This is a genomic window from Desulfosarcina variabilis str. Montpellier (genome assembly GCF_048565275.1).
GTDB classification, from domain to species: domain Bacteria; phylum Desulfobacterota; class Desulfobacteria; order Desulfobacterales; family Desulfosarcinaceae; genus Desulfosarcina; species Desulfosarcina variabilis.
In genome coordinates, this window is sequence record NZ_CP159846.1 from 8306680 (window position 1) to 8328652 (window position 21973).

Genomic DNA, 21973 nt, shown 5'->3' on the forward strand with positions numbered 1-21973 from the left:
GCAATACATCCCAATGCTACATGGAAAAGACAGTGTTGTCCGCAACGCCGTGGCGCTGTCGCCCTTGGGCTTTCGCAACATTGGGGCATACGTCTCTGTTGCTTCAGAAAGCTACACCCGCCTCCAAAAACGGCCCGCTGAATTCAATGTCCACAGCCACATCGTCCTCATCCAGTTTGAGTTTTTCGTACCGGTATCCACCAGCGGCAAAAAGTGGTCCAAAGATGTTGAATTTTACCCGCCCAATGATACTGTACAAATCGTTGCCACTATATGAGATCCCACGTCCTTCGACCTCCAAGGAAAGTTTTTCGATGGGACTGAACTGAACGGCCAGAAAAACCATCGGGATCGGCAACACGCCGCTCTCCGACTCATTGAGCCCGCTTGCCTCCTGGCGAACAGTCAACTCATAATCAAGAATGCGCACATTGATTCCCAGGTCTATGCTCAGTTTCTCGAAGGTGGCCGTTTCGAGAAAAGGAATGCCATAGTACAAGCCAACGTCCAGATTGTCCAAAACGCTCTCAGAATAAAATGGTCCCGGATCAAAATTGATATCCCCGAATTTGAACCCCTCATCCTTTTGACCGGTGGCACTGAATTGCATGGGGGTTCCCATCAGATAGATGTTCGGCAAAAACAAGGGCATGTCAATCGATGCCCGCACCGATAGGCGCGTTTCATCCGCATAGTTCAAATCCTGTTCCAAATCCAGAAGGTCTTCGTTATCAAGCACCTTGTAACCAATCGATCCCGAAGGATTCTGTTGCCATCCGCCGATGGCCACCTCCACGCCAAATGCGCCCGCGGAACTAGCGACCGCCATCACCAAGGTGCCCATCATCACCATGGCCAACAGGTATCTTCTCGTCATCTGTTATCCTCCTTAAATGAGATATGTATGGTTATAAATAAATGATGCATTCCCGTATGGCAATACGCGAATCATATCTGATGACCAGCAATAATTACGATTCTCGTGGATAATAAAATTGCCGGCCTTCGAAATTACGCAGGATCCAGTGGTCGGGATGTTTTTTCACCACATAGTCAGGAGTCAGGGGAACTTTGCCGCCGCCACCGGGCAGGTCCAGCATATAATGCGGCACTCCCATGCCGGACAGGCGACCACGAAGGTGCGTCATAATGGAAAGTCCGGTCTCGGGCGGCACCTGGAAATGCGCCGTGCCGGAAACACGATCCACCTGATGCAGGTAATAGGGCCGCACACGCATGGAAAGCAACCGCTGCAGCAAACGATACATGACCGCGGCATCATCGTTGACGCCCTTGAGCAGCACCGTCTGGCTGCCCAAAGGGATGCCGGCATCGGCAAGCTGGGCACAAGCCCCTTTCGAACGATCCGTGATCTCGTCAGGGTGATTGAAGTGGATATTGAGGTAAAGGGGGTGAAAGGCCCGCAACAGCCGCACCAAATCATCGGTGATACGCTGAGGCAAGGTACAGGGCATGCGGGAATGAACGCGAATCAATTCAACATGGTTGATCCTCCGGATTGATTCCAATAGGCCTGCCAGCCTATCGTCATCCAGCATGAGCGGGTCACCACCGGAAAGAATCACTTCACGAACCGCCGGGATGCGGCGCACGTAGTCGATTGCGCCATCCAGCAGATCGGATGGCGCCCCCACCCAGCGTTTACGCATGCAAAACCGGCATCGCATGGCGCATTGCCGGGACGCCAGCAGCACCACACGATCCGGGTAGCGGTGAATCAGCCCAGGCACCGGTGACAGCGTTTCTTCGCAAAGGGGATCGTCGCTGCCGGCATCATCGGCCAGTTCGGCCGGATCCGGCACCGCCTGTCTCCACAGTGGATCCTGGGGCTCCCGGATCAAAGACAGGTAGTAAGGATTGATCCGCATGGGGAAACCATCGATCACCGGTTTTAATGGCTCCGTTGACAGATCAAAACGCTCGGCCAATTGTTCAGCCGTTGTGATACTGTTGGCAAGCAAAGCCTTCCATCTGGGCAGCGAGGGTGACAAAACAAAGGTCATGAAATAATGGTTTTGATCCAGCAAATAAAGGTTAACATGCCAATCATTTATACATTGAACCGGAAATTGATAATATCCCCGTCTGCCACCGCATAGGTTTTGCCTTCAAGCCGTACAGTGCCCATTTTGCGCGCATCGGCATAGCTGCCCGCCGCCATGAGATCATCGTAGGCCAGCACCTCGGCGCGGATAAACCCTTTTTTGATGTCCGAGTGGATCACTTCAGCGGCATCCACGGCATCCGTGTCCCGTCCGATGGTCCAGGCCCGCACTTCATCCTCACCCACGGTAAAAAAGGAGATCAGCCCCATCAGCTCGTAGGATCGCTGGATCACCCGGTCGGTGGCCGAGGCGGTGATGTTGAATTCAGCCAGAAACTCCGTGGCTTCGTCCGCTGACATCTGGGCCAGTTCCTGCTCGAGCTTGGCGCGGATGACCATGCACTCCTCCCCGTCGGGCAGCTGACTGGCATCAGGCAGCTGGTCATCCTCATCGTCATTGTTAAAAAGGATCAGCATGGGTTTGGCCGACAAAAAGGCAAACCCGCGCAAAAGCTTGGCCGCAGTGATGTCGGGAAAGCGCCGCAGGGGAACCTCCTCGTCCAGGGCCTCCTTGCAGCGGTTCAACAATGCCACTTCCTCGGGACTGGGTTTCTTTCCCCGGCGCTCGTCTAAAGCCAGGCGCTCAAGACGTTTTTCCACGACCACCAGATCGGAAATGATCAATTCCTGGTCAATGGCGGCCACATCGTCCCTGGGCGTGGGAGCGTCAAGCCCATAGCCGCTAAAATTACGCACCGTATGAATCAGGGCATCGCAGTCGCGTACCTGGGTCCAGATGCTCTGGTCCTTTTTGGCCGCCCCCCCCTGATCCCCTTTGCCGGGCAGAAAATATTCCACCTGGGCAAAAATGGTTTTGCGCGGGTTGTACATGTCACTGAGGATATTTACCCGCTCGTCGGGTACGAAAATGGTGCCGATGCGGCTCTCCTGGCGGTTGCCATCACCGGCAACGCTCTGGGTCAGGGCCTCGAAAACAGTGGCTTTGCCCGATTGTGGAAGGCCAATGATGCCGAGTCTCATAATGTCAATGCTCCTTATTTTTTCCCAAGCTCAACTTAGGCTGCATTGGGGTATCAATGGTCGGGGCCAGATCGGTCATGCCCCGGCATGGTGCCTCGCATATCGATCTGGCATTCGCATATACGGCTCAATCCGTCAAGGTAAATGCGCCATTCCGCGCTTTACGCGTGGTGTGTCTCTAAAGGTCTTTTGGGGTATCGTCTGTTATTGATTCGAAAGTCAGACCAGAAAAACGATGACGCCGTCGCCACCGTCGATGGCCTGAAAAAATATAATGCACGGTTCGACTTCTTCTCGCGTAGATATTGTCTGTTGCGGTGACAGGCAATTTTCTGTATGTAAGGCAAGTTTTGATCAGTCGAGCGCTTTCCACCATCCCGGTCTGGCAACATTCGGGATCAGGGCCTTGGTCCTTAAGAGCCTGTTTGAGAACTACCCTTTTTATGTGATCACCAGCATAAATTCGGGCATGTTATTTTCCACACTCTGCGAATTGATGCAATACGACAGCGTAAGCGAGAAATTATCTGAATCACTGGATCACAATCGGACAAGTTGAAAGGAGGATGAGAAAAATGACAAGAAAGCGGGGTTGGTCGTTATCCTGCACAATCGTGCTGCTACTAATCGCAACCATCGCGGCGGCCGGGCCAAGACAATTGCAGCTGAAAGAAAGAGATGCCGATAAAGCGGTAGCGCTCCAGCCGGATACTGTAGCGGTGATCGAACTGGACAGCCAGCCGTCGACCGGGCATGGATGGAGAACGCCCAATGATGTTGACAGCCGCTTGAAAATTGTGGGTAGAGAATTCGAAGCGTCGTCTTCCGGTTTGATTGGCGGATGGGTGAAAGAGAAAATTTATGTCGTGGCCGCCGGACAAGGACAGGCGGATTTGCGGTTGGAATACCGACGTGCCTTTGAATCAAAGGCATCGGGTGAACTAAAGTTCAGTTTTACCACTGCGGGACGTTTTACGGAAACATTTACGCTTCCCGAGTCAACGGTGCAAGAATCTGATGACACGGTGCGGGACAGCAGCGTCAATGACGATGATACAACGCTGCCCAGTGCATTTAACTGGTGCGACAATAACGGCTGTACGCCCGTCAAGAACCAGGGCAATTGCGGTAGTTGCTGGGCATTCGCAACCGTGGGCCCGCTTGAGAGTCTGATCCAGATCAATGACGGGATAACCCAGGACCTCTCCGAACAATATCTTGTATCCTGTAACGACGAGGGATGGGGGTGCGACGGCGGCTATTGGGCGCATGATTACCTCCAGTCCACAAAAGTGGATGGCGAGACCGAAGCGGGTGCGGTTTTGGAGGACCACTTTCCCTACGAAGCCCAGGATATCACGTGCAATCCGCCCCATGACAAAGCATACCGCATCGATTCGTGGGGATATGTATGTCCAGGCTGCACACCGACCATCGCCCAGCTGAAGCAGGCGCTCTACGAGCACGGCCCTTTGAGTGTGACCGTTTGCGTCAACGCTGACTTCCAGAACTACAGCGGCGGTGTGTTCTCCGGGACGAGTTGTTCTACATTGAATCACGGCGTGGTCCTCGTTGGATGGAACGACGACGACGGCTGCTGGATCATGCGCAACTCCTGGGGTAGCAGCTGGGGCGAAAACGGCTACATGCGTATCGGATACGGCGTCAGCGGCATCGGCTCTGATGCGGTTTATGTATCCTATAACGATTCACCCAATCCTGATCCTGATCCAGACCCGGATCCAGAGCCTTCACCCGACCCCGAAGACCAAGAAATCGAAGACGGTCAGACCATTTCTGACCTGTCTGCCGAAAGCGGTGACTGGCTTTATTTTTTCATCAATGTACCGGAAAACGTATCCAATCTGAATGTGCGTATTTCCGGCGGCTCAGGAGACGCCGATCTGCATACCCTGCTTGGCGCCCGCCCCACATCTTCGGAATATGATTGCCAGCCTTACCAATACGGCAATAATGAAGAATGCAATCATGAGAATCCTCAAGCCGGCACATGGTACATTGGTATCCAAGCCTACAGAGACTTTTCCGGGGTCAGTCTTTCGGCCACTTATACGGATGACGATTCCGATTCGGTCACCACATGCATCACCACCGACAACCTGGACCATGTCGACCAGGGACGCGCCTATCGCTGCGGTTTTTGGAGTGCCTGTGCGGTCGGATCGCGTGACTACCTGGGATGGTTGCAAGACTCGGTCGTTTCTTCACTTCAAGAAGTCTCAGCGGATTATTGGGAAAAAACGGATAGCTGTCAGTGATCCAATATCGAGGGCGCGCAACCTCATTTGCCCCAGGTCATTTCCAGACCTTGCCGATCAATCTTTATGTGACATGAGGGTGTTCACGGGTTTTACCAACCACGAATTGCGCGGATCACACGAATCGTTTTTAAGCATTTTCATTCGTGTGATTCGCGGTTCCCTTTTTTCTCAACCGCCTGCCGTCCCTATGCATTCTTTAAATCACCATCAAAAGGGGATGTCTGAGAGGGGGAGAAACGGTGAAGGGGAGATTGGAAGCGCGGTGGAGGACTTGGTTATCAGTAATGTAGGTTGGGTTGAGGAACGAAACCCAACCTACAAACTTCAAGCCACCGCTTTTTAACCCCAATGTTGCAAAAGCCGGAGGGCGCCAGAGCCAAGACGCCAAGGGTGAAGGCTGTAGTCACCTGTAGTCGCCTACCGTAATCCCTTGGCAACGCTGGATCTGGTGGCCTCCGGCTTTCCTGAAGGTTGAAAAATAAGGCCCTAATAAGGCAGGCATTCTCTACGGTCCACCAACACCTGGCGGGGTTTGATACCGTCGGCAGGACTGACAATCCCCTTTTGTTCCATCAGGTCGATGATTCTGGCGGCTCGGTTGTACCCGACCCGCAATGCTCGCTGGACACTGGATATGCTAGCCTGCTTGCTGGACAAAACGAATTCCAGGGCCGCCTGGTATTTTTCGTCGTATTCATCTTCGCTGATCTCTGCGGCCTCAAGTTCGTCCTCTTTTTCCGAAATCACATCCAGGACATATTCTGGTTTTCCCTGACTTTTCAGGAAATTGGTAATGCTGATCAACTCATCTTCGGACAGGTAGGTGCCGTGAACGCGGGTCAGCCTTGCCGTTCCCGGCGGAACGAAAAGCATATCTCCCCGGCCGAGTAGGGTTTCAGCACCATTGGAATCAATAATCGTCCTGGAATCGGTTTTGGAGGACACCTGGAAGGATATCCGTGTGGGAAAATTTGCCTTGATAATGCCCGTGAGTACATCCACGGACGGGCGTTGGGTGGCAAGGATGAGGTGGATGCCCGCCGCCCTGGCCATCTGGGCGATACGAGTAAGAGAAAATTCAATATCCTTGCTGGCGGTCATCATTAAGTCGGCCAACTCGTCGATGATCACCACAATATAGGGAAAAATCTCAAACTCCTCATCTGTCAATCCATAACGCTGTGCACTTTTTACCTTGTTATTGTATTGCTCGATATTTCTCACCTGGAGTGCGGCAAGATTTTCGTACCGCCGTTCCATCTCCCGGACCACCCATTGCAGGGCGATATTGGCCTTTCTCATGTCGACAATCACCGGAGTGAGCAGATGCGGGATATCATTGAACAGGGAAAGCTCGATTCGTTTGGGATCGATCATGATAAACTTGACTCTGTCCGGTGGCGATTTGTACAGAATACTGGCAATCATGGCGTTCAGGGCCACGCTTTTTCCCGTTCCCGTGGCACCTGCAATCAAAAGGTGGGGCATTTTTTCCAGTCCCACCACCACCGGTTTGCCGATGATATCCTTGCCCAGGCAGATTGGCGCAGGAGAGCTGATATTAATGAAGTCATCAGATCCCACAATATCGACAAAGGGAACGATGCTCATTTTGGGATTGGGAATTTCAATGCCGACCACATCCTTGCCGGGAATCGGGGCAACGATGCGGATGCTGATCGCACTCAGGGCCAGGGCCAAATCATCCGCCAGATTCACGATCTTGCTGATCTTGATACCGGGCGCGGGCTTGTATTCAAAGGTGGTAATTACCGGACCAGGCGAAACCTCCATGACCTCACCCTTGATACCGAAATATCCCAACTTCTGTTCAAGAATTTCCGCATCCCGACGGATGGCATCATGGTCCAGAACGACAGTCTCATCAGACGTCCTTAAAAAGTCCAGGTAGGGGAGTTCAAAATCGTCGGCAACGGTTTGCCGGTCAGTCGATGCCATGCGATCCGGGGGGGTAATTTTCAACGCTGGGGCCGATGGCTGGATCGTCGATGCAGGCATCGACAACGGTTCGACTCGAAGTGATTCAGCAAATGGGGTTTCGGCTTCCGTCTCCCGATCGGCGTTTGTTGGTACCGGCGATGGATCAGGCAGGGGCAAAAGCTTTTTTGCCACACCCACCAAGTCCGCCAAAGCCGGTTGGGCGGTTAAGGCAGGCGGTGAGGTATCTTTTGTGGTAGAGTCTTGAATGGGATCGGTTGTCCGTTCCACCTTCCTTAAAACCATGGGTGCTGACGATGCGCGGGTCTTCTCGGCAGCGGTCGGGGTCGATACATCAGGCGGGACTGGCTGTGAAGTGGCCTGGAAAGAAGGCACTTTAATGGGATCGGCTGTCCGCTCCGCCCTCCTTAAAGCCACAGGCTCTGACGATACATTCGCCACCACGTTTGACCGTTGGACCGATACGTCAGGTTGCGGGACGTCTTGGGCATGGGGTGGTTGAATGGAATCAGTCGTCCCTTGTGTCTTTCTGAAAGCCACCGGATCTGCCGGTGCATTAACCGCCGGGCTTGACGACAGGATCGATGCGGTATCCTGTGGCGGTAAACCTGACGACGAACGCTTTTCTTTAGCCGAAGGTCGCAAGGGACGAACAGGCGCCTTTGCTCCCCAGGCTTCTGCAATCAGCTTCTCGCGCTCTAAAATAAGCTGTTTGTATTTTCTCTCAAGCTGAATATACTTGTCCGCGATATTTAAGTTGGTTAGTAATAATTTGGCGTAAGGGCTCGTTTTTTTTCTTGTCTTCTGAAATTTTCTCTCAACTTTATCGATCTCACTGACCATCAGCTCAGCAATTTTCTCTGCTTTGGTCAGGCTGGTACCGCTATCGATTTTAAATTTATATTCCCCACACTCCGTATGAATGAATAAAACTTCATTATCGAATCTAAAAGAATTTTTTTTCACACGCCCAACTTTTTTATTGAATTATGATTGATTTAGACAATTCCCAGGTCAGCGAGAAAACAAACTATGGTAGTTCTATATAACATACTTTGGTGCGGATTGCACCTATCGGATTAATTCGCACTCAATGATATCACTCTGTAATTAAATAATAAATCACATGATTACGGCTAAGATATGAGCAATTAAAAAAAATTTTACGAGAAAATAAGGAAACTAAGATTCAGGCTATCTGAAGTTCCGGAAGGCTAAAATTGCGATTGGTTCAATGCGCAAAGATCCAGTTTATTGACATCATACACCAAAGCATACAAAATAGGCTCATAAGCGTAATTCCTAACAGGTGAAAACAGCATGAAATCTTTTATTAAAATTACCATAACGGTTGTGTTGATTCTATTTTTTTCCTGCTGTACGCTGCAACAGCAGCTTATCGAAACCAAAAAGGACATCCCGGCGCCATCCCCCAACAATGTGGCAAGCAGCTTTTTAGGGATAAGTTTCAATCAATTCTTGGCGCATATTACATATGATGGGATTCAAATAGAGGAAGGATGTTGTTGGGGAATCAAAAGCAAGGATGAATTATTGGTTGTTTTATACGACAAAAAAGGGCTTTCTGATCTGATCGTAAGAAATTTTGAAATCTATTCACCCACAATTACATTCAACAATAAAATCCGCACAGGCATGAGCATAGAAAAATTATTGGAATTTTTTCCAGCTATCGAATTGCTGATCGATGAGAATGATTACAAAATCGAATATTTCTCACCGTCTGAGTTAATGACCTACAAACCAGATGGTAGTCTTGATACCGTCGTGGTTTTTGAAGTCGAATCTGAAACGGGAAAGCCATTATCTACCAATGCGAATTATCCAACCCGGCAATTCAGCAAAAAAGGCCATATCTCCAAGATTTCCGTATTCGAGTGGTAGAAAGGGTAGAAAGATGCTGAAATCATTGGCGGTCAGTATTATTGCCGATCATTTGCATACCAACAATGATTCCAACATCTTTCTACCCTTTCGGCAAAGCATTATAGTCTGAATCGCTGGCCGAACATTATTGTTGTTCTGAGCCTTCATCCGTCGTTAAGGGAAGCGTTTCTTCTCCTGTCGTGGTGACGGGTGTCTCCATGTCTACCTTGTCCTGTTTTATATTCTCATACTGAAAATAAACTTCATTCTCTTCTTCATTAGTCGAGATTTTAACCTTGTCATCTTTTTCAGTTGAGATTTGGATCTGGATGGGGCGTTGCCACTGTTTTTCTCCACCCATTTTAATGAATTCCTGGGCGGTTCTTCTGGCCGTGTGTTCGGCAACTTCTTTGGTAAAGGATGAAATGGTCAGCTCCCATGGGAACAGAACACTCTGGCCATCCAATTCACCCTGTCCCCAGGAAAATCGATTCAAGACATCTTTTTCCTGAATTGCAGCCGGAATACTTGCTTTGTCAACGAGGTAACAATTAACAATTTTGGTATCATTGGGTATGGCTTTGAGTTTGTCGCCCATCGTGTTGCGGACGTAGATTCCACGCCGTGTGCTGACGACACGGTCGTTATTACCAAGGATCCCCAGCATTTTTTGCCGAGCCTCTTCAATCGATGTGGTTCCACGAGCGTATTCCTGCTGAAGATTTTCAAAGTCTTGTTTTTGTTTTACATCTAAGTCATTAACCAGTTGGGCAATCTGGGAGGATTGATCCCCAAAAAGTTCGTCCAACGTTGATCGTTTCGTTGCCTGAATGAGCAGGTCCACCTTTCCTTCCAAGCGCTGAAAATCCTTTTTGGTTGCACAGCCGGCGAATAATACGGCAACGGCAAGAAAAACAATCCAGTGACATCGAAACTTCATGTTCCCCCCTTTATCCGGTTTTCATTATTGTCAAAATGGGAAATGGTAGTGGACAGTCTGAGTACCAAAAGATTCCTGAGATTGACAGGCTGGATCAATATGGCGGTACAGTTTAGATTTTGTTTCCGCTGTTTTTAATATGTTCATATTACACCTCAAATGAAATGTATGGAGTACGGTATTCCGTATACCTTGTCAAGTTTTTACACAAAGGCGCAAATGATGATGCAAGCGTGGGATGGTGTTTTATGTCTAAAAAAGCATGCGGTTAAATATTAAACCATTTTCTGATATCGTACTTTCACCGACCTTGCTTTTTTAGTTCGATTGGAATTGAGGACTTGTTCATTGCCGGTGGTTATGCTACGCGTGCTAATCGAAAATTTTTGCAAGAGTGGGGTTAAAATCATCATTGCAGCGTAAGGCGCATTCCCATGTCATTTCTCAGCGTATCAAAACGCCTGATCATCATAACGGTATTTATGCTCGGCATCGTGGCTGTCATCGGCTGTGCCACCACAGATAGCGACCCAATGGCAACCCGACTGGCCGCCATGTCCGACGAAGAACTGATCAGCTATTACCACGGCATCAACGATCGCTTAAAAGAAATCCAGCAGGGAACGCGGGACGCGGACCGTCAGGGAACGGTGACAGAGCAGGACCAGCTCGCCAAAATGCCTTACATCATCGGTGGAGAAGCGTGGGCGTTGGAGCAAAAACGCGAGCGAGTCAGTCGCGAGTTGAGTCGCCGCAATCTGAAACCATGATCAAATGGGCATTCCTGAATTTAGCGGGCTCAATCCGCTTTCATGCGCCATTCACATGGCGTCTGTTTTTTGTTCGTAAATATGAACGTCACGCTGAGGGAAGGGAATGGTTATCCCTTGAGCATCAAACGCTTTTTTAACCTTGGTTTTCAGCTGGGTCGTAAAGATTTGAATGGATTCGACGGTTCCGGCAACACCCGCCCCCTCAATATAATCACCGACCTTAAACGGCCTGAATATGATCATCAATATAGCGGCAGCGAAATCTGTAATTCGAAAAAATTTGAAACGCCCAGTTCAGTAGAAGTTTTCGTGGGCCTTGATCTGAATGCCTACCCACCGGGTCGTTATTTTTTTCTTGAAATCAAAGGAGGGCTGTACAATCATTAAAAAACCAATGATATTTTTGGACTTATAGGCGCCTGTGTCATGTAACACAGCCGATAAATCCAAACCCAACCTGAATCTGATCATTGGCGCCCGGGTCGCATATCTGGACAACATTTACGGTTAATCCACGTTTATTTACGCAACCAAGGAGATCAGCAATGACAGAAAAAACCTTCAAGGCCATGGTGGTGTCGGAAACCGAAGACAAGCAATATCGACGAGAAATTCTCACTCGGCAGGTCGATGATCTGCCGGCCGGGGATGTGCTCGTCGAGGTCCACTACTCTTCCCTTAACTTTAAAGATGCGCTGTCCGCCAGCGGTAATAAAGGCGTGACCCGCAAATACCCCCACACGCCGGGCATCGATGCCGCCGGCGTTGTGGCCGAAAGTTCGGACAGCGCTTTCAAACCCGGTGATCCGGTAATCGTCACCAGTTACGATCTGGGAATGAACACGGCCGGTGGATTCGGCCAGTACATCCGGGTGCCGGCTGGCTGGGTGGTCCCCTTGCCCGACGGCATGAGCCAGCGGGAAGCCATGTGTTACGGCACGGCCGGCTTTACCGCAGCCCTGTCCGTCCACCAATTGACCAGCCACGGCGTGTTGCCGGAGCACGGCGAGGTACTGGTCTCCGGTGCTACGGGTGGTGTGGGTGGCATCGCCGTATCCATTCTGGCCAAACTGGGCTATACGGTGGTCGCTGTCAACGGCCTTGCCGACCAGTCGGCATACTTACAGGAAATCGGGGCCAGCCGTGTGATCAGTATCGATGAGGCCACTGACAATAGCGGGCGCCCGCTGCTCAAAAGCCTGTGGGCCGGCTGCATCGATGCGGTGGGCGGCGACATTCTGGCTACCGCAATCAAATCCATGAATCCTTATGGTGTGGTCACCACCTGCGGCAATATCGCATCGCCCGAACTGCCCATCAACGTCTACCCGTTCATTTTACGGGGCGTCATCCTGGCGGGCATTGATTCCCAGAACTGCCCCATGCCGCTGCGACAAAAAACTTGGGAAAAATTGGCTGATGAATGGAAGGTTCCCAAGATGGAGGCCATGATCGAGGAAATCCCCCTAACGGATCTGATTCCGACGATCGAACGAATGCTTGGCCGTAAACGCAAAGGCCGGGCGGTGGTAAAGATGACCGGTTGAACAAAATGATTCTGTCAAATGGAAGATTACAGGTTTCTCTGCATCCACGCAGCCACATTGGCCCAAAGAATTTTCAGTTTGAAATCGTTGGGGATTTCAAGCTCATGGTCGGTAGTGGGGGTTCGCTGAAAACGGATTTGGGGTGAGCGTGCCGATGTTCGTCCATTGGGATAGACCGCCTGGATAAAGGCGTTGAAGGACTCATGGCGACCTGTAAATTCGTTGGCATTGACCCGGTAGGTCGTTGCGCTGGTCACATACGTCGCGGAGTCACTTCCGTTTGGGGATGCAAGGTGAATGCGATAGCGCACTCCTTTGGCGGGATCACCCTCCCAATGAAAAACCACCCCCGTCTCATCCGCAAGCGCCAAAAATCCCGCCGGCGCCAAACCGGAAACAGCAGCGGGTTGGGGCTTCGCATCGGTTTGCAGACCAATGGCGGCCGGCCGGTCGGCAAAGGCAAGCAGGTCCTGCTTCAGCCGATCGGGAATGGCGTCCCCGTCGAAAAAGCCCACCATCAGATCGAAACGGTCCGCGTATCCGTTGTAGGTCGGCCCGGCACTGTGCAGTTGAGGTGCCGACAGGATAACGGCCTCGTAGCCCAACCGGTTCCCGCGGGTCGGCGGAACGATCTGGCTGCCGTAATAGGTGCCAAAGGGATTGGCCTGGATGGCAAATGTATCGCTTTGGGTCAAATGTTTCAGCTTGAGCGGACTGAAGGCGAAATTGGCCCTCACGGCATTGTTCATGGCCACGGCCATGCCGTGTCCCCGGGCGCTTATCCCCACATACGCGGCGGTAATATGGTTGTTGATATCGGCCACATTGACATTGTCGGGTGAATGCCGGAAGTAATCCACCGCATAGGCATCCTCGCTGCCCAGAAAATTACGTTTGTGAACAACAAAGGGATGGGCCCGGTTGGTGCGGTGAGAAAATCTCAGTTCAACCGGGGCCACTTCCTGCCAGCCGGCATCGACCTTACGGGCCAGCAAGGGTTTGTCGGGCTGAATCACGGTGTTGCGACGGGTATCCGGGTAACGGATGCACCCATCGACAAAAAGATAGGGGACGTCTTGCAACAGCCGCAGCCGGTAATCGACCCACCCCGGTGCCCGGGTCATGGCCTGCGGGCCGTTCCAGGGGCCTTGAAGGCGCAGCGCGGCCACACCGTGCCGCCCGGTTTGCTCTACGGTGACCGTCAAGCGGCCAGGACGGTATTGCTTTCCCTGGTAGACGATGTACGGCACCAGACTGCCTGGATCCAGTTGCCGCACCCCGTCACAGGTCACGCCGGCCACATGCCCGTTGGCATCCAGTTGAACACGGATCGATTCATTCTTCAAAAGCGTTACATCGGCAAAAACAGGGTTATCGGATGGCAACGCCGCCTTTTCAGCAGGCGGCATTCGATAAAGGGTGTAAATGCCATCGGGCATCTGCTCATGTCTGGAAATATAAAACCCTGCCGATTGTCCGGCGGGTCGCCCATCAAGGGTTTCCAGGGTGGTCGGGATGACCTGTCCAAGGGTATCGGCAATGATGAACCGGTCGTCCACCGATACCTGAATCGGCAGATTGAAGGTCAGATGCCGCTCTGTGGAACCCTCCGGGGCCAGATAGACAAAGGTTTCCAGCGCCTCTCCCGAAGGGTCTGAGAGTGGATTCGGCCGATGCGAGGCAATCATTTTCCGGGCACGATCGTTGAGACGGGACTGGATCTGGTCGCTGTACCAGTCCAGACGCCCCAAAAGCTTATCCATGGCCGCTTCCCGCGGGCGCGTCAAAAACGGGGTGGCCAGTCCGAAGTTGGTCGTGGACAGGGCCCTGAGCCGGGTTTCAAATGATCCGTGCAGCAGATCGGCAAGATCAGGTGACATGCCCGGCGCATCATTGGCGGCGAGCAGGTTGCGCGCCACGCGGTGAATCCGCCGGTTACGCGCGATGCGCGTCCAGTAGTCCGAGGCACAGGCTTTCTCAGCCCAGGAATTGTAGCCGTTGAAGCTGCCATCGGCGGTATCCTGGCTGAACTGCACCGTTCCCACCGGCTCGTGGCCGGCCAGATAATCGCTCACATTACTGAAGGTAACAAAATCCAGATCAGCCACCGACTCGACCAGTTGGGCCAGCCCACCAGTATTGGGCAGCCAATCCAGATGCCAGGGCAGATCAGCGCCGGTCCAGAACTCGGCGTCGGCATCGAAATTGATGAAAATCAGCACATCCCGATCGATCTTGCCTTCGTCCTGTAGCCGATGCAGCCGCTCGGCCCAGTCGCGCAGGCTAACATTTTCCACCAGGTCGCCGGCATGGTAAGTGGGCAGGACGACGATCTGCTCATCCGTGGCCGGGTTGCGGTAGGTGACCGGGTTATGCGCCTGCGCGGGCGTCAGCACGTGTGAGAACATGCGAAACGCATCAAAGGGCGTCGCACTGTAGTAAAGGGATACCGCCTCAATGCCTAACGCTTGGTAGCGTTTGAAATTCCCCGGCGTGGTCATCATCTCCTGGGGCCGGACCACCGGAGCAACCCGCGCGAATAGATCCTTCACACCGCTGCCCTGTTCATTGCTCATGGCCCGCTGCATGGCGGTCATGAACTCTTCGTCGGTCATGGCCGACATCAGGCCGTTATTGTAGGACATCAGGATGACGTCGTCGTTGTTCTCCCTGACGCGGCGCTGAATATCGGTTATGATATCCGGTGCATGCGAGGGAAGAATCTCCTGGAGAGAAAACAGGTTGTCAAAGTCCCACACGCCATGCACGGGAATGCCCTGCCGGTTGAACCGGTCCAGTTCGGCAATGGTATGACGGATCACGCGGATGTCTTGGCCGAATCCATTTTCGTCGTTGGTATCGCCGCGAAAAGAATGATATAAATTGACATGAAACCCGAAGGCGATATGAACCTTATGGGGCGTGCCGGCGGCCGGGGATGCCGGATGAAAGGCCCTGGGCAGCCATAGTACCCCTACCCCGACGGCAATTAGAAAAAGCAGGACGTGTTTTCGAAAATTCTGGTGAATGCTGCCCATGGTTGTCTGTCGCCATATGTTTTTTGTTGGTGGTTGCTAACACGCTTCTAATCATACACTAACACAAACCTAACAATTCTCATTTGGAGGATCAACGGCAAACCAACGGATTCGTAGGTAAGTAATGAAAGTCATGGGAGGAGACAGGTGAGCGACAACACCCGCTACTGCATCATCGCCAACCCGGCCTCCGGGCCATATCCCCCGGAGCAGCGCCGTCGTTTGCTGACTGCCGTTGGTGATGTACTCAAGGCAAAAATTGTCGGGCTGGATACCACCAGTTCAGATGCGCTGGCCGGCGTTGCCCGAAAAGCATCCCGGCAATCGGACGTTCTGGTCGTGGCCGGTGGAGACGGAACGTTTTCCCTGGTGCTCAACGCCGTCGACCTGTCACAGACCACACTGGCCTTTCTGCCTTTCGGCACCGGCAACGCCCTGACCCATACCCTGGCCTACCGCGGCGATCCGTTGGCCATCGCCGAACGAATCCGCAAAGGCCTGGTTTATCCGTATGACTTGATCGATTGCGATGGCAGAAAAAAGGCCTTCATGGTTTCACTGGGAATCGACGGCACGGCCATCCGGCTGTATGAGCATTACCGGGACATGGGGTACCGGGGATTCAAGGCCCATCTGCGGGCGGGGCTGGTGGCATTTTTCAGGGATTATCAGGCTTCCGGCGCTTGGATCAGCACGGATGGAAAGAAACGACGCGCAGAACGGTTGCTCAGCTTCATGGTGGTGAAACAGCCCTATTTCGGCATGGGGCTCAAGGCGGTGCCCCGAGCCCGGTGGGACGACGGCCATCTGCACACCCAACTTATCGCCTCAGGCGCCGTTGGGGCATTAATGGGGCTTTTGACCGGATTCACAATTGGCAACCGGGCCGGAGAATATCGGGCCGGCCAGCATGTCAGCGTAAGGCTGGATACGCCGGTGACGGTTCAGATCGACGGGGAGCTGGGATGGACCAGTGATCGGTTTGGATTCAGGGTTCTGCCGGGCGTGCTCCGGCTCAAGCACTGATGGGAATCTATTATCTAAGGCTAATCATACCGTAACACTTGCCGGTTATCGGTTGCTCAGATCCAAAAAAGAGATGTTGGCCTTTAGCGCTAAGCCTTTATCTGCCAAGTACATATCCATATTTTAATTTTCGGCATTTTACGAAACCATCATGGTTCAACAGGAAACAATTATTTCTATGATAGCTCAAGACTTGCATATCCATACCATCTATTCAGCCACCGACAGCGTCATTGTTCCCGAGCAAACCATCGAGCTGGTGGCGGCAGTCCGTCATGCCCGGGTGGTGGGTATCAGCGACCATTTTGAGAATTTGGTCAGTGGCGCGTTTGAACGCTATGCCGGGGAAGTTAAAAACGCGGGATTCAAACTCGGGGTCGAGGTGGACGGGCATGCCTGGGCATCCGAGGCCGCCGATTACCCGGTGGAGTACTACATCGTCCACTGCCGGGATCAGGATGCGGACTACATGGCCCTGGAGCAGCTGCTAAAAACCGGCCGCCCGGTGATCATCGCCCATCCCACGGCATTTGCCACCGACCTGAATCGGGTGCCCCCCGACTGCCTGATTGAAATCAACAATCGCTATGTCTGGCGCTCCGATTGGAAACCGTACTACGCACCGTTTGTGGATCGGTTCAGGTTTGTCCTCGGCTCCGATGCCCATCAACCCAATTGGCTGGGGCAGGCCGTCGCCCGGTATGTGGCAACGCAGCTCGGGGTAACAGAACATCTGCTTTTCAATTAGTTAAGCAATCTTTTCCGCTCGCTTGCGAAAAAGGAAATGGTAAATAAAATCACAGTAGCGATCCAATTTAACCCGGCCCTGGTTGGCCACTGAATAGCGCCAGAAGCCGTAAAGGCGGGTCAGGAATATCAGTGTATCGCTGTATCGTTTCCAGGTAAAGTGTTCCTCCACCCGGCGCACGCTGTTTTTGGATATTTTACCCCAGTAGCTGGAATCCTGCTCGCATTCCAGTATGAATTTTTCCAGACTGCCTGCGATCAGCGCCGGTTCGCTGGTATTGAGCAGAAACCCGCTGACCCCATACTCGATGATTTCGAGGGGGCCGCCGAATTTGGGTCCAAAAGTCGGCAATCCAGAAGCCATGGCCTCAATAATGGTCAGTCCAAACGCTTCAAACAAGGCCGGCTGGACAAATATGCCCTGGCGCCGGGCAATGATCCGATACACCACACCGGTATCCAGTTTATTGATACTGGGTAGCCACCGTACCTTGTCGGCTAAATCGTATTGTTTGATCAATGCGTGGGCTTTACGAATCTCTGCCCGTTCTTCATTATCTTTAGACTCTTCCACCCGCGTGGTACCTGCTGCAAAAATCAGATTACAGTGCTTTTGCAAGATGTTACTCATGCCAAAGGCTTCGATCAGACCGGTGATATTCTTGATCCGGTCCAGACGGGCCATGGTAAAGATAGGACGTTTTGCGGTATCGGTCAGTTGGCCGAAAATATCGTCGGATTCGTCATGCAAAAGCCGCTGGGTCCAGGCCTTGGTTTTCTGCGCTGAACGCTCATCCTTTTTATCAAAGGGGAAATAGAGGGTTTCATCGACGCCGGGACGAATGACATTAAACTTGGGGGCATAGAGATTGATCCCGCTGACCACCTGATATAGATCAGGCAAGGTAAAAAACTGATAGGATTCATACTGCCCCATGGTATCATCAGTGCCGAATATTTCCTGATAGGTGCTGGTAATAATGAAATCCGCCTTGTTCATGGAGAGCATATCGGCCGTAAACTGCAAGGAAAAATTGTAGTCCTTTTCCATTTTCTGCCAGAATAAATCGGAAAAAAGGTATTTTGTTTTTTCCAATGCGTGGGCAATCGTGCAATGGATGACATTGAGTTTATCCGATAGCAAGCTGGCCACCAGATTGCCATCTGAATAGTTACCGATGATCAGATCGGGCCGCTGGTGGAATGCGCCGAGCAGTTCCTTGGCGGCATCATCGGCAAAGGTTTCCAGGTAGGGCCAGATCTTAAACCGCGAGATCCAATCTTGAAGAATGTTGCCCTGGGCATCTCTAAACGGCACCCGCAGGATCCAGGCATTTTCCGTTTGAAACACTTTTTCCATGTGCTGGTTGCAGGTCGTATCCCCGGCATTGGGGATCAGCCGGCTAAGGATGATGATTTTGGGGGTGACCTCGAGCCCCGTGAGCCTGATCTCTTCCTTGAGGTGTTTTTCCAGGGCCCTGACTTGATCGAGGATATAGATGACCTGACCACCGGTGTCCGGTTTGCCCAACACATTGGTCTGTCCGAACCAGCCATGGGGCGATATCACCGCGATGTTGGCAATCAAGGGCATGGGAACCCGGCAGATAAATTGCCCCAGCAATGTGGCATTGGGCTCGTTGATGAGATCAATGAGCAGTTGCATGGTTTGAGCAATGCGCCCGGCGGTATGGCCCCATCCAGCTTCGAATCCGGCCCGCTTCAATCGAGATGCCACCTTTGTGTAGGGTGTATCCGCTTTTTGCTCCCTGAGCCATTTGAGCACGGTTTCAAGCGCGCTGAAAAACGTTGCAAAATCCTTGATCAAGGTCCCGTTGACCAGAAGTTGTTTTTCTTTGTATTTATGCAACTTGATGAAATCAAATAATCTGGCGTGCCATTTGTCCGGAGCAGTAAAAATTTGACTGCACAAGTAACGGTTCAGGTATCGAATGCCATCTCCGATATTGCGGGGATCTTTAATGGAAGGAACATAGTCATAAAAGGGCATGAAGTCGATCTTGAGTGACGCGGGACGACGGCCGTTGTCCAGGACGTGAGAATCCTTTAGTTCCAAATAGCGGGCACTGTCAATGGCCTCCATAAAGGCACCGTCCGGACGCAGCAGGTAGAAGTGGTACTTGGCGATATCATAGCGATGAACGACCACGATTTGGCCATTGCTGATAAAAAGCTCCTGGATCTGTTTTAAAAAAGAAAAAAGTGAGGATTTTTCACGAAAGCGCTTTTTTTTGTTGTTGGCATCGCAATATTCATGGAATATCAGTATAATTTCGTTGCGCAGAAAAAATTTCTTCTCCTTGCCTGTCAGCAGCGTTATGTACGCTTTGAATTCTTCACGGTCTGTTCGAGTGAGCAAAGTTGAGATGAGGTTCTGATTCGTCATTCCAACACACCTTTTGCTTTTCTTCAATTCAATTTGAAAGAATGGAATTCCTACCGGACGAAAACCCAGCGATGTCCCCAGGGGCCCACCAAATTACAAGCCCAGCCTGCGCTCTTGGCCGTTTTTCCTTCTGCGAAGCCCATCGCCTCTTCGGTCTGTTCTTATCCGTCTGTCCGTTCCGGATCTTCGATCAGAAAAATGGATTGTCAGATAATTTTTGCGTCTCTCCAATTTCCGTCGTCGATCACTTTTGGCAAAGAATGTCTTCATCCCCTCTCCTTCTGTAAAATGAAGTAAAAAGAGTATTTAAAATATATATTACCACCAAACCGCAACAATAGAAAGGATCGTGGCCAGTAGGGCCGCAAACAAATTTCATTAAAGCACTTGACAAAGTCAATACATGCGTATTAAATTCATATTTAATACGCATGTATTAATTATTCGAGGAGCGATTCATGTCATCCAATCAAACAGACAACACCCGGGAAAAATTGTTCAATGCAGGCGTTAAAGTGTTTGCCGAAAAGGGATACCGGGACGCCACGGTACGTGAAATCTGCAAGGTTGCCGGATCCGGCAACATCAATTCCATCAATTATTATTTTGGTTCCAAAGAGAATTTATATCGAACCATCCTGGAGGCCATTTTTTCCGCGTATGATCGGTTTAGCCAGGAAGAATGGGACCGCAAAACACCCAAGGCGCAGCTCAAATCCATGATTTCCAGTTACTGTGCCATGCTCTACGAAGACAATGCCTTTGCCTCTGATGTCACCGCTATTTTTGTGACGGAGATGATCCGGCCGTCTTCGTTCATCAAGGATTTAGTGGACACCTACAACGGTCCTCGGGTGAAGCGGCATCTCAAAATGTTCCGTGCACTGTTAGGCGATGGGGCCAGCGATGATAATGCCCGCGACTGCTTGGTGTCTGTGGCCGGCCAATTGTTCTATTACAGTTTCGCCTGGCCTGTTTTTTCTCGTCTGTTCCCGGACTATTCCCCGGACCAGCAATATGAGCAATGGGCGGAACATGTATATCAATTTTCTTTGGGCGGTATCGCGGCAATAAAAAAACAATTAAAGCAAAAAGCGAGGTAGGCGATGGGGATTACAATTGCATGTCAGCCGTTCGTACAAAACGCCATTGAGACATCCGGCCTGGAAGATTTTGGCGGTCACAGTTTTGAAGCCGGCCTAACCGCCTTGATCCATTCATTGAATACCGATCTGGACTTGGGGGAAGCCATGGCCGTCCACTTTCAACAAATAATCTCCCAACTGCTCCTGAACCGTCTGGAAGTCACCCAGTTATCAAAGGAACATCCCGAAATTATGGACGAAAAAATCGAGGCCCCGGTTTTTATTGTGGGCCTTCCCAGAAGCGGTACCAGCATCACTCAAACGCTGATGGCATTGGATCCGATGTCCCGGTATCTGCGAAATTTTGAATCTATAGCAGCGATCTGCCCGCCACCGGGACTGATGCCCCGTGTACCGGATCCCCGGATCCAGCCCATTCATGAGGCCATGGAAGGTTTATTCAGCCTGGGAGCGCAGCTGCGCGGGATCAACGGGATCAACTTCATGGCCCTGGGCACGGCAGAGTGCCAGAATCTGATGGCCCACGAATTCGTTCACGCCGGATGGAGTGCAGGCCATAGTCTGTTCAGCCATGGCAACTGGCTGGCAGAATGTGACATGGCACCGGCCTACGTGTGGCATAAACGCCTGCTCCAGGTACTCCAATGGAGATCGCCCAATGAACGCTGGGTGCTCAAGGCGCCTATCCATCTTTTCGGCCTGGACTGTCTGGTGGACACCTACCCGGATGCCAGAATTGTGTTTACCCATCGCAATCCCCTGGATGCCATGGTCTCCGGGGTGAGCATGGTCGCCAACTGGACCCGCCTGACCACCGGCCAGGCGGATATACCGGCCATTGCCCAGTGGTATCCGGCCCTTTGGGCCAAGGGGCTCAAGCGGGCCCTGGCAATCCGGGAAAAATTGAAACCGGATCAGGTGTTTGACCTGTTCCACAAGGATCTGGCCCGGGAGCCTGTAGGCACCATTGCAGCCGGTTACGATTTTTTTGGGATTCCCTTCAGCCGGACCACCCGAAAGCGAATGCAGGTCTGGCTGCGGGACAATCCCCGCTCCCAGTTCGGCAATCACACCTGTTCGGCAGATGAACTGGGCTTGCGTCCTGACCTGGAAAAGGAACGCTTTGCATTCTATCTAAACCAGTTTGACCTGTAG

At 51.8% G+C, this 21973-nt stretch carries 17 protein-coding genes and 1 pseudogene; 10 read left to right on the forward strand and 8 right to left on the reverse strand.

The window, feature by feature from the left end:
• Positions 1–103: 103 nt before the first annotated feature.
• From Dvar_RS37515 to Dvar_RS37525, 3 genes are all read right to left on the reverse strand, one after another.
• Entirely contained in the window at positions 104–877 is a 774-nt protein-coding gene (locus tag Dvar_RS37515) for a TIGR04219 family outer membrane beta-barrel protein (RefSeq protein ID WP_419658587.1), read from the reverse strand.
• Positions 878–971: 94 nt separating this feature from the next.
• A complete protein-coding gene (locus Dvar_RS37520) occupies positions 972–2024 on the reverse strand; it encodes a KamA family radical SAM protein (RefSeq protein ID WP_419658588.1) in 1053 nt (350 codons plus the stop codon).
• Positions 2025–2071: 47 nt separating this feature from the next.
• Positions 2072–3106 (reverse strand): DUF933 domain-containing protein, encoded by a 1035-nt coding sequence (locus tag Dvar_RS37525; RefSeq protein ID WP_419658589.1) that lies wholly within the window; start codon positions 3104–3106, stop codon positions 2072–2074.
• A 575-nt stretch (positions 3107–3681) separates the two neighbouring features.
• On the opposite strand from Dvar_RS37525, the gene Dvar_RS37530 reads away from it, so the two are divergent.
• The gene (locus Dvar_RS37530) at positions 3682–5385 is read left to right on the forward strand and encodes a C1 family peptidase (protein ID WP_419658590.1); all 1704 of its coding nucleotides are present in this window, start codon (positions 3682–3684) and stop codon (positions 5383–5385) included.
• A 489-nt stretch (positions 5386–5874) separates the two neighbouring features.
• Here the strand turns inward: Dvar_RS37530 and Dvar_RS37535 are convergent.
• A pseudogene (locus Dvar_RS37535) lies at positions 5875–7320 on the reverse strand (DNA translocase FtsK); the annotation flags it as partial.
• A 274-nt stretch (positions 7321–7594) separates the two neighbouring features.
• Between Dvar_RS37535 and Dvar_RS37540 the strand changes: the two are divergent.
• The 3 genes from Dvar_RS37540 (at position 7595) to Dvar_RS37550 (ending at position 9252) form a co-directional block, all read left to right on the forward strand.
• Entirely contained in the window at positions 7595–7849 is a 255-nt protein-coding gene (locus Dvar_RS37540; protein WP_419658591.1) for a hypothetical protein, read from the forward strand.
• Positions 7850–8080 carry a hypothetical protein gene (locus Dvar_RS37545; RefSeq protein WP_419658592.1) on the forward strand — a complete coding sequence of 77 codons (231 nt, stop codon included), beginning with the start codon at positions 7850–7852 and terminating at the stop codon, positions 8078–8080.
• Positions 8081–8667: 587 nt separating this feature from the next.
• Positions 8668–9252 carry a hypothetical protein gene (locus Dvar_RS37550; protein WP_419658593.1) on the forward strand — a complete coding sequence of 195 codons (585 nt, stop codon included), beginning with the start codon at positions 8668–8670 and terminating at the stop codon, positions 9250–9252.
• Between the two features lie 127 nt (positions 9253–9379).
• Here the strand turns inward: Dvar_RS37550 and Dvar_RS37555 are convergent, their stop codons facing one another.
• On the reverse strand, positions 9380–10174 hold the full coding sequence (locus Dvar_RS37555; protein WP_419658594.1) for a hypothetical protein: 795 nt from the start codon (positions 10172–10174) through the stop codon (positions 9380–9382).
• Positions 10175–10608: 434 nt separating this feature from the next.
• On the opposite strand from Dvar_RS37555, the gene Dvar_RS37560 reads away from it, so the two are divergent.
• The gene (locus Dvar_RS37560; RefSeq protein ID WP_419658595.1) at positions 10609–10944 is read left to right on the forward strand and encodes a hypothetical protein; all 336 of its coding nucleotides are present in this window, start codon (positions 10609–10611) and stop codon (positions 10942–10944) included.
• A 51-nt stretch (positions 10945–10995) separates the two neighbouring features.
• On the opposite strand, the gene Dvar_RS37565 is transcribed toward Dvar_RS37560, so the two are convergent.
• Positions 10996–11190, reverse strand: a complete 195-nt coding sequence (locus tag Dvar_RS37565; protein WP_419658596.1) for a mechanosensitive ion channel domain-containing protein — start codon at positions 11188–11190, stop codon at positions 10996–10998.
• Positions 11191–11492: 302 nt separating this feature from the next.
• Here Dvar_RS37565 and Dvar_RS37570 point away from each other — a divergent pair, with 302 nt between their 5' ends.
• On the forward strand, positions 11493–12494 hold the full coding sequence (locus tag Dvar_RS37570; protein WP_419658597.1) for a YhdH/YhfP family quinone oxidoreductase: 1002 nt from the start codon (positions 11493–11495) through the stop codon (positions 12492–12494).
• A gap of 26 nt (positions 12495–12520) precedes the next feature.
• Here the strand turns inward: Dvar_RS37570 and Dvar_RS37575 are convergent, their stop codons facing one another.
• Complete coding sequence (locus Dvar_RS37575) at positions 12521–15532, reverse strand: hypothetical protein (RefSeq protein ID WP_419658598.1); 3012 nt, start codon at positions 15530–15532, stop codon at positions 12521–12523.
• Positions 15533–15679: 147 nt separating this feature from the next.
• Here Dvar_RS37575 and Dvar_RS37580 point away from each other — a divergent pair, with 147 nt between their 5' ends.
• Positions 15680–16558 (forward strand): diacylglycerol/lipid kinase family protein, encoded by an 879-nt coding sequence (locus Dvar_RS37580; RefSeq protein ID WP_419658599.1) that lies wholly within the window; start codon positions 15680–15682, stop codon positions 16556–16558.
• A 178-nt stretch (positions 16559–16736) separates the two neighbouring features.
• Positions 16737–17306 (forward strand): hypothetical protein, encoded by a 570-nt coding sequence (locus tag Dvar_RS37585; protein WP_419658600.1) that lies wholly within the window; start codon positions 16737–16739, stop codon positions 17304–17306.
• On the opposite strand, the gene Dvar_RS37590 is transcribed toward Dvar_RS37585, so the two are convergent.
• The gene (locus Dvar_RS37590; RefSeq protein ID WP_419658601.1) at positions 17307–19712 is read right to left on the reverse strand and encodes a sucrose synthase; all 2406 of its coding nucleotides are present in this window, start codon (positions 19710–19712) and stop codon (positions 17307–17309) included.
• A gap of 458 nt (positions 19713–20170) precedes the next feature.
• On the opposite strand from Dvar_RS37590, the gene Dvar_RS37595 reads away from it, so the two are divergent.
• Both Dvar_RS37595 and Dvar_RS37600 read left to right on the forward strand, forming a co-directional pair.
• Positions 20171–20815 carry a CerR family C-terminal domain-containing protein gene (locus tag Dvar_RS37595; RefSeq protein ID WP_419658602.1) on the forward strand — a complete coding sequence of 215 codons (645 nt, stop codon included), beginning with the start codon at positions 20171–20173 and terminating at the stop codon, positions 20813–20815.
• Positions 20816–20818: 3 nt separating this feature from the next.
• Positions 20819–21973: a sulfotransferase family protein gene (locus Dvar_RS37600; protein ID WP_419658603.1), complete on the forward strand. Its 1155-nt coding sequence runs from the start codon at positions 20819–20821 to the stop codon at positions 21971–21973.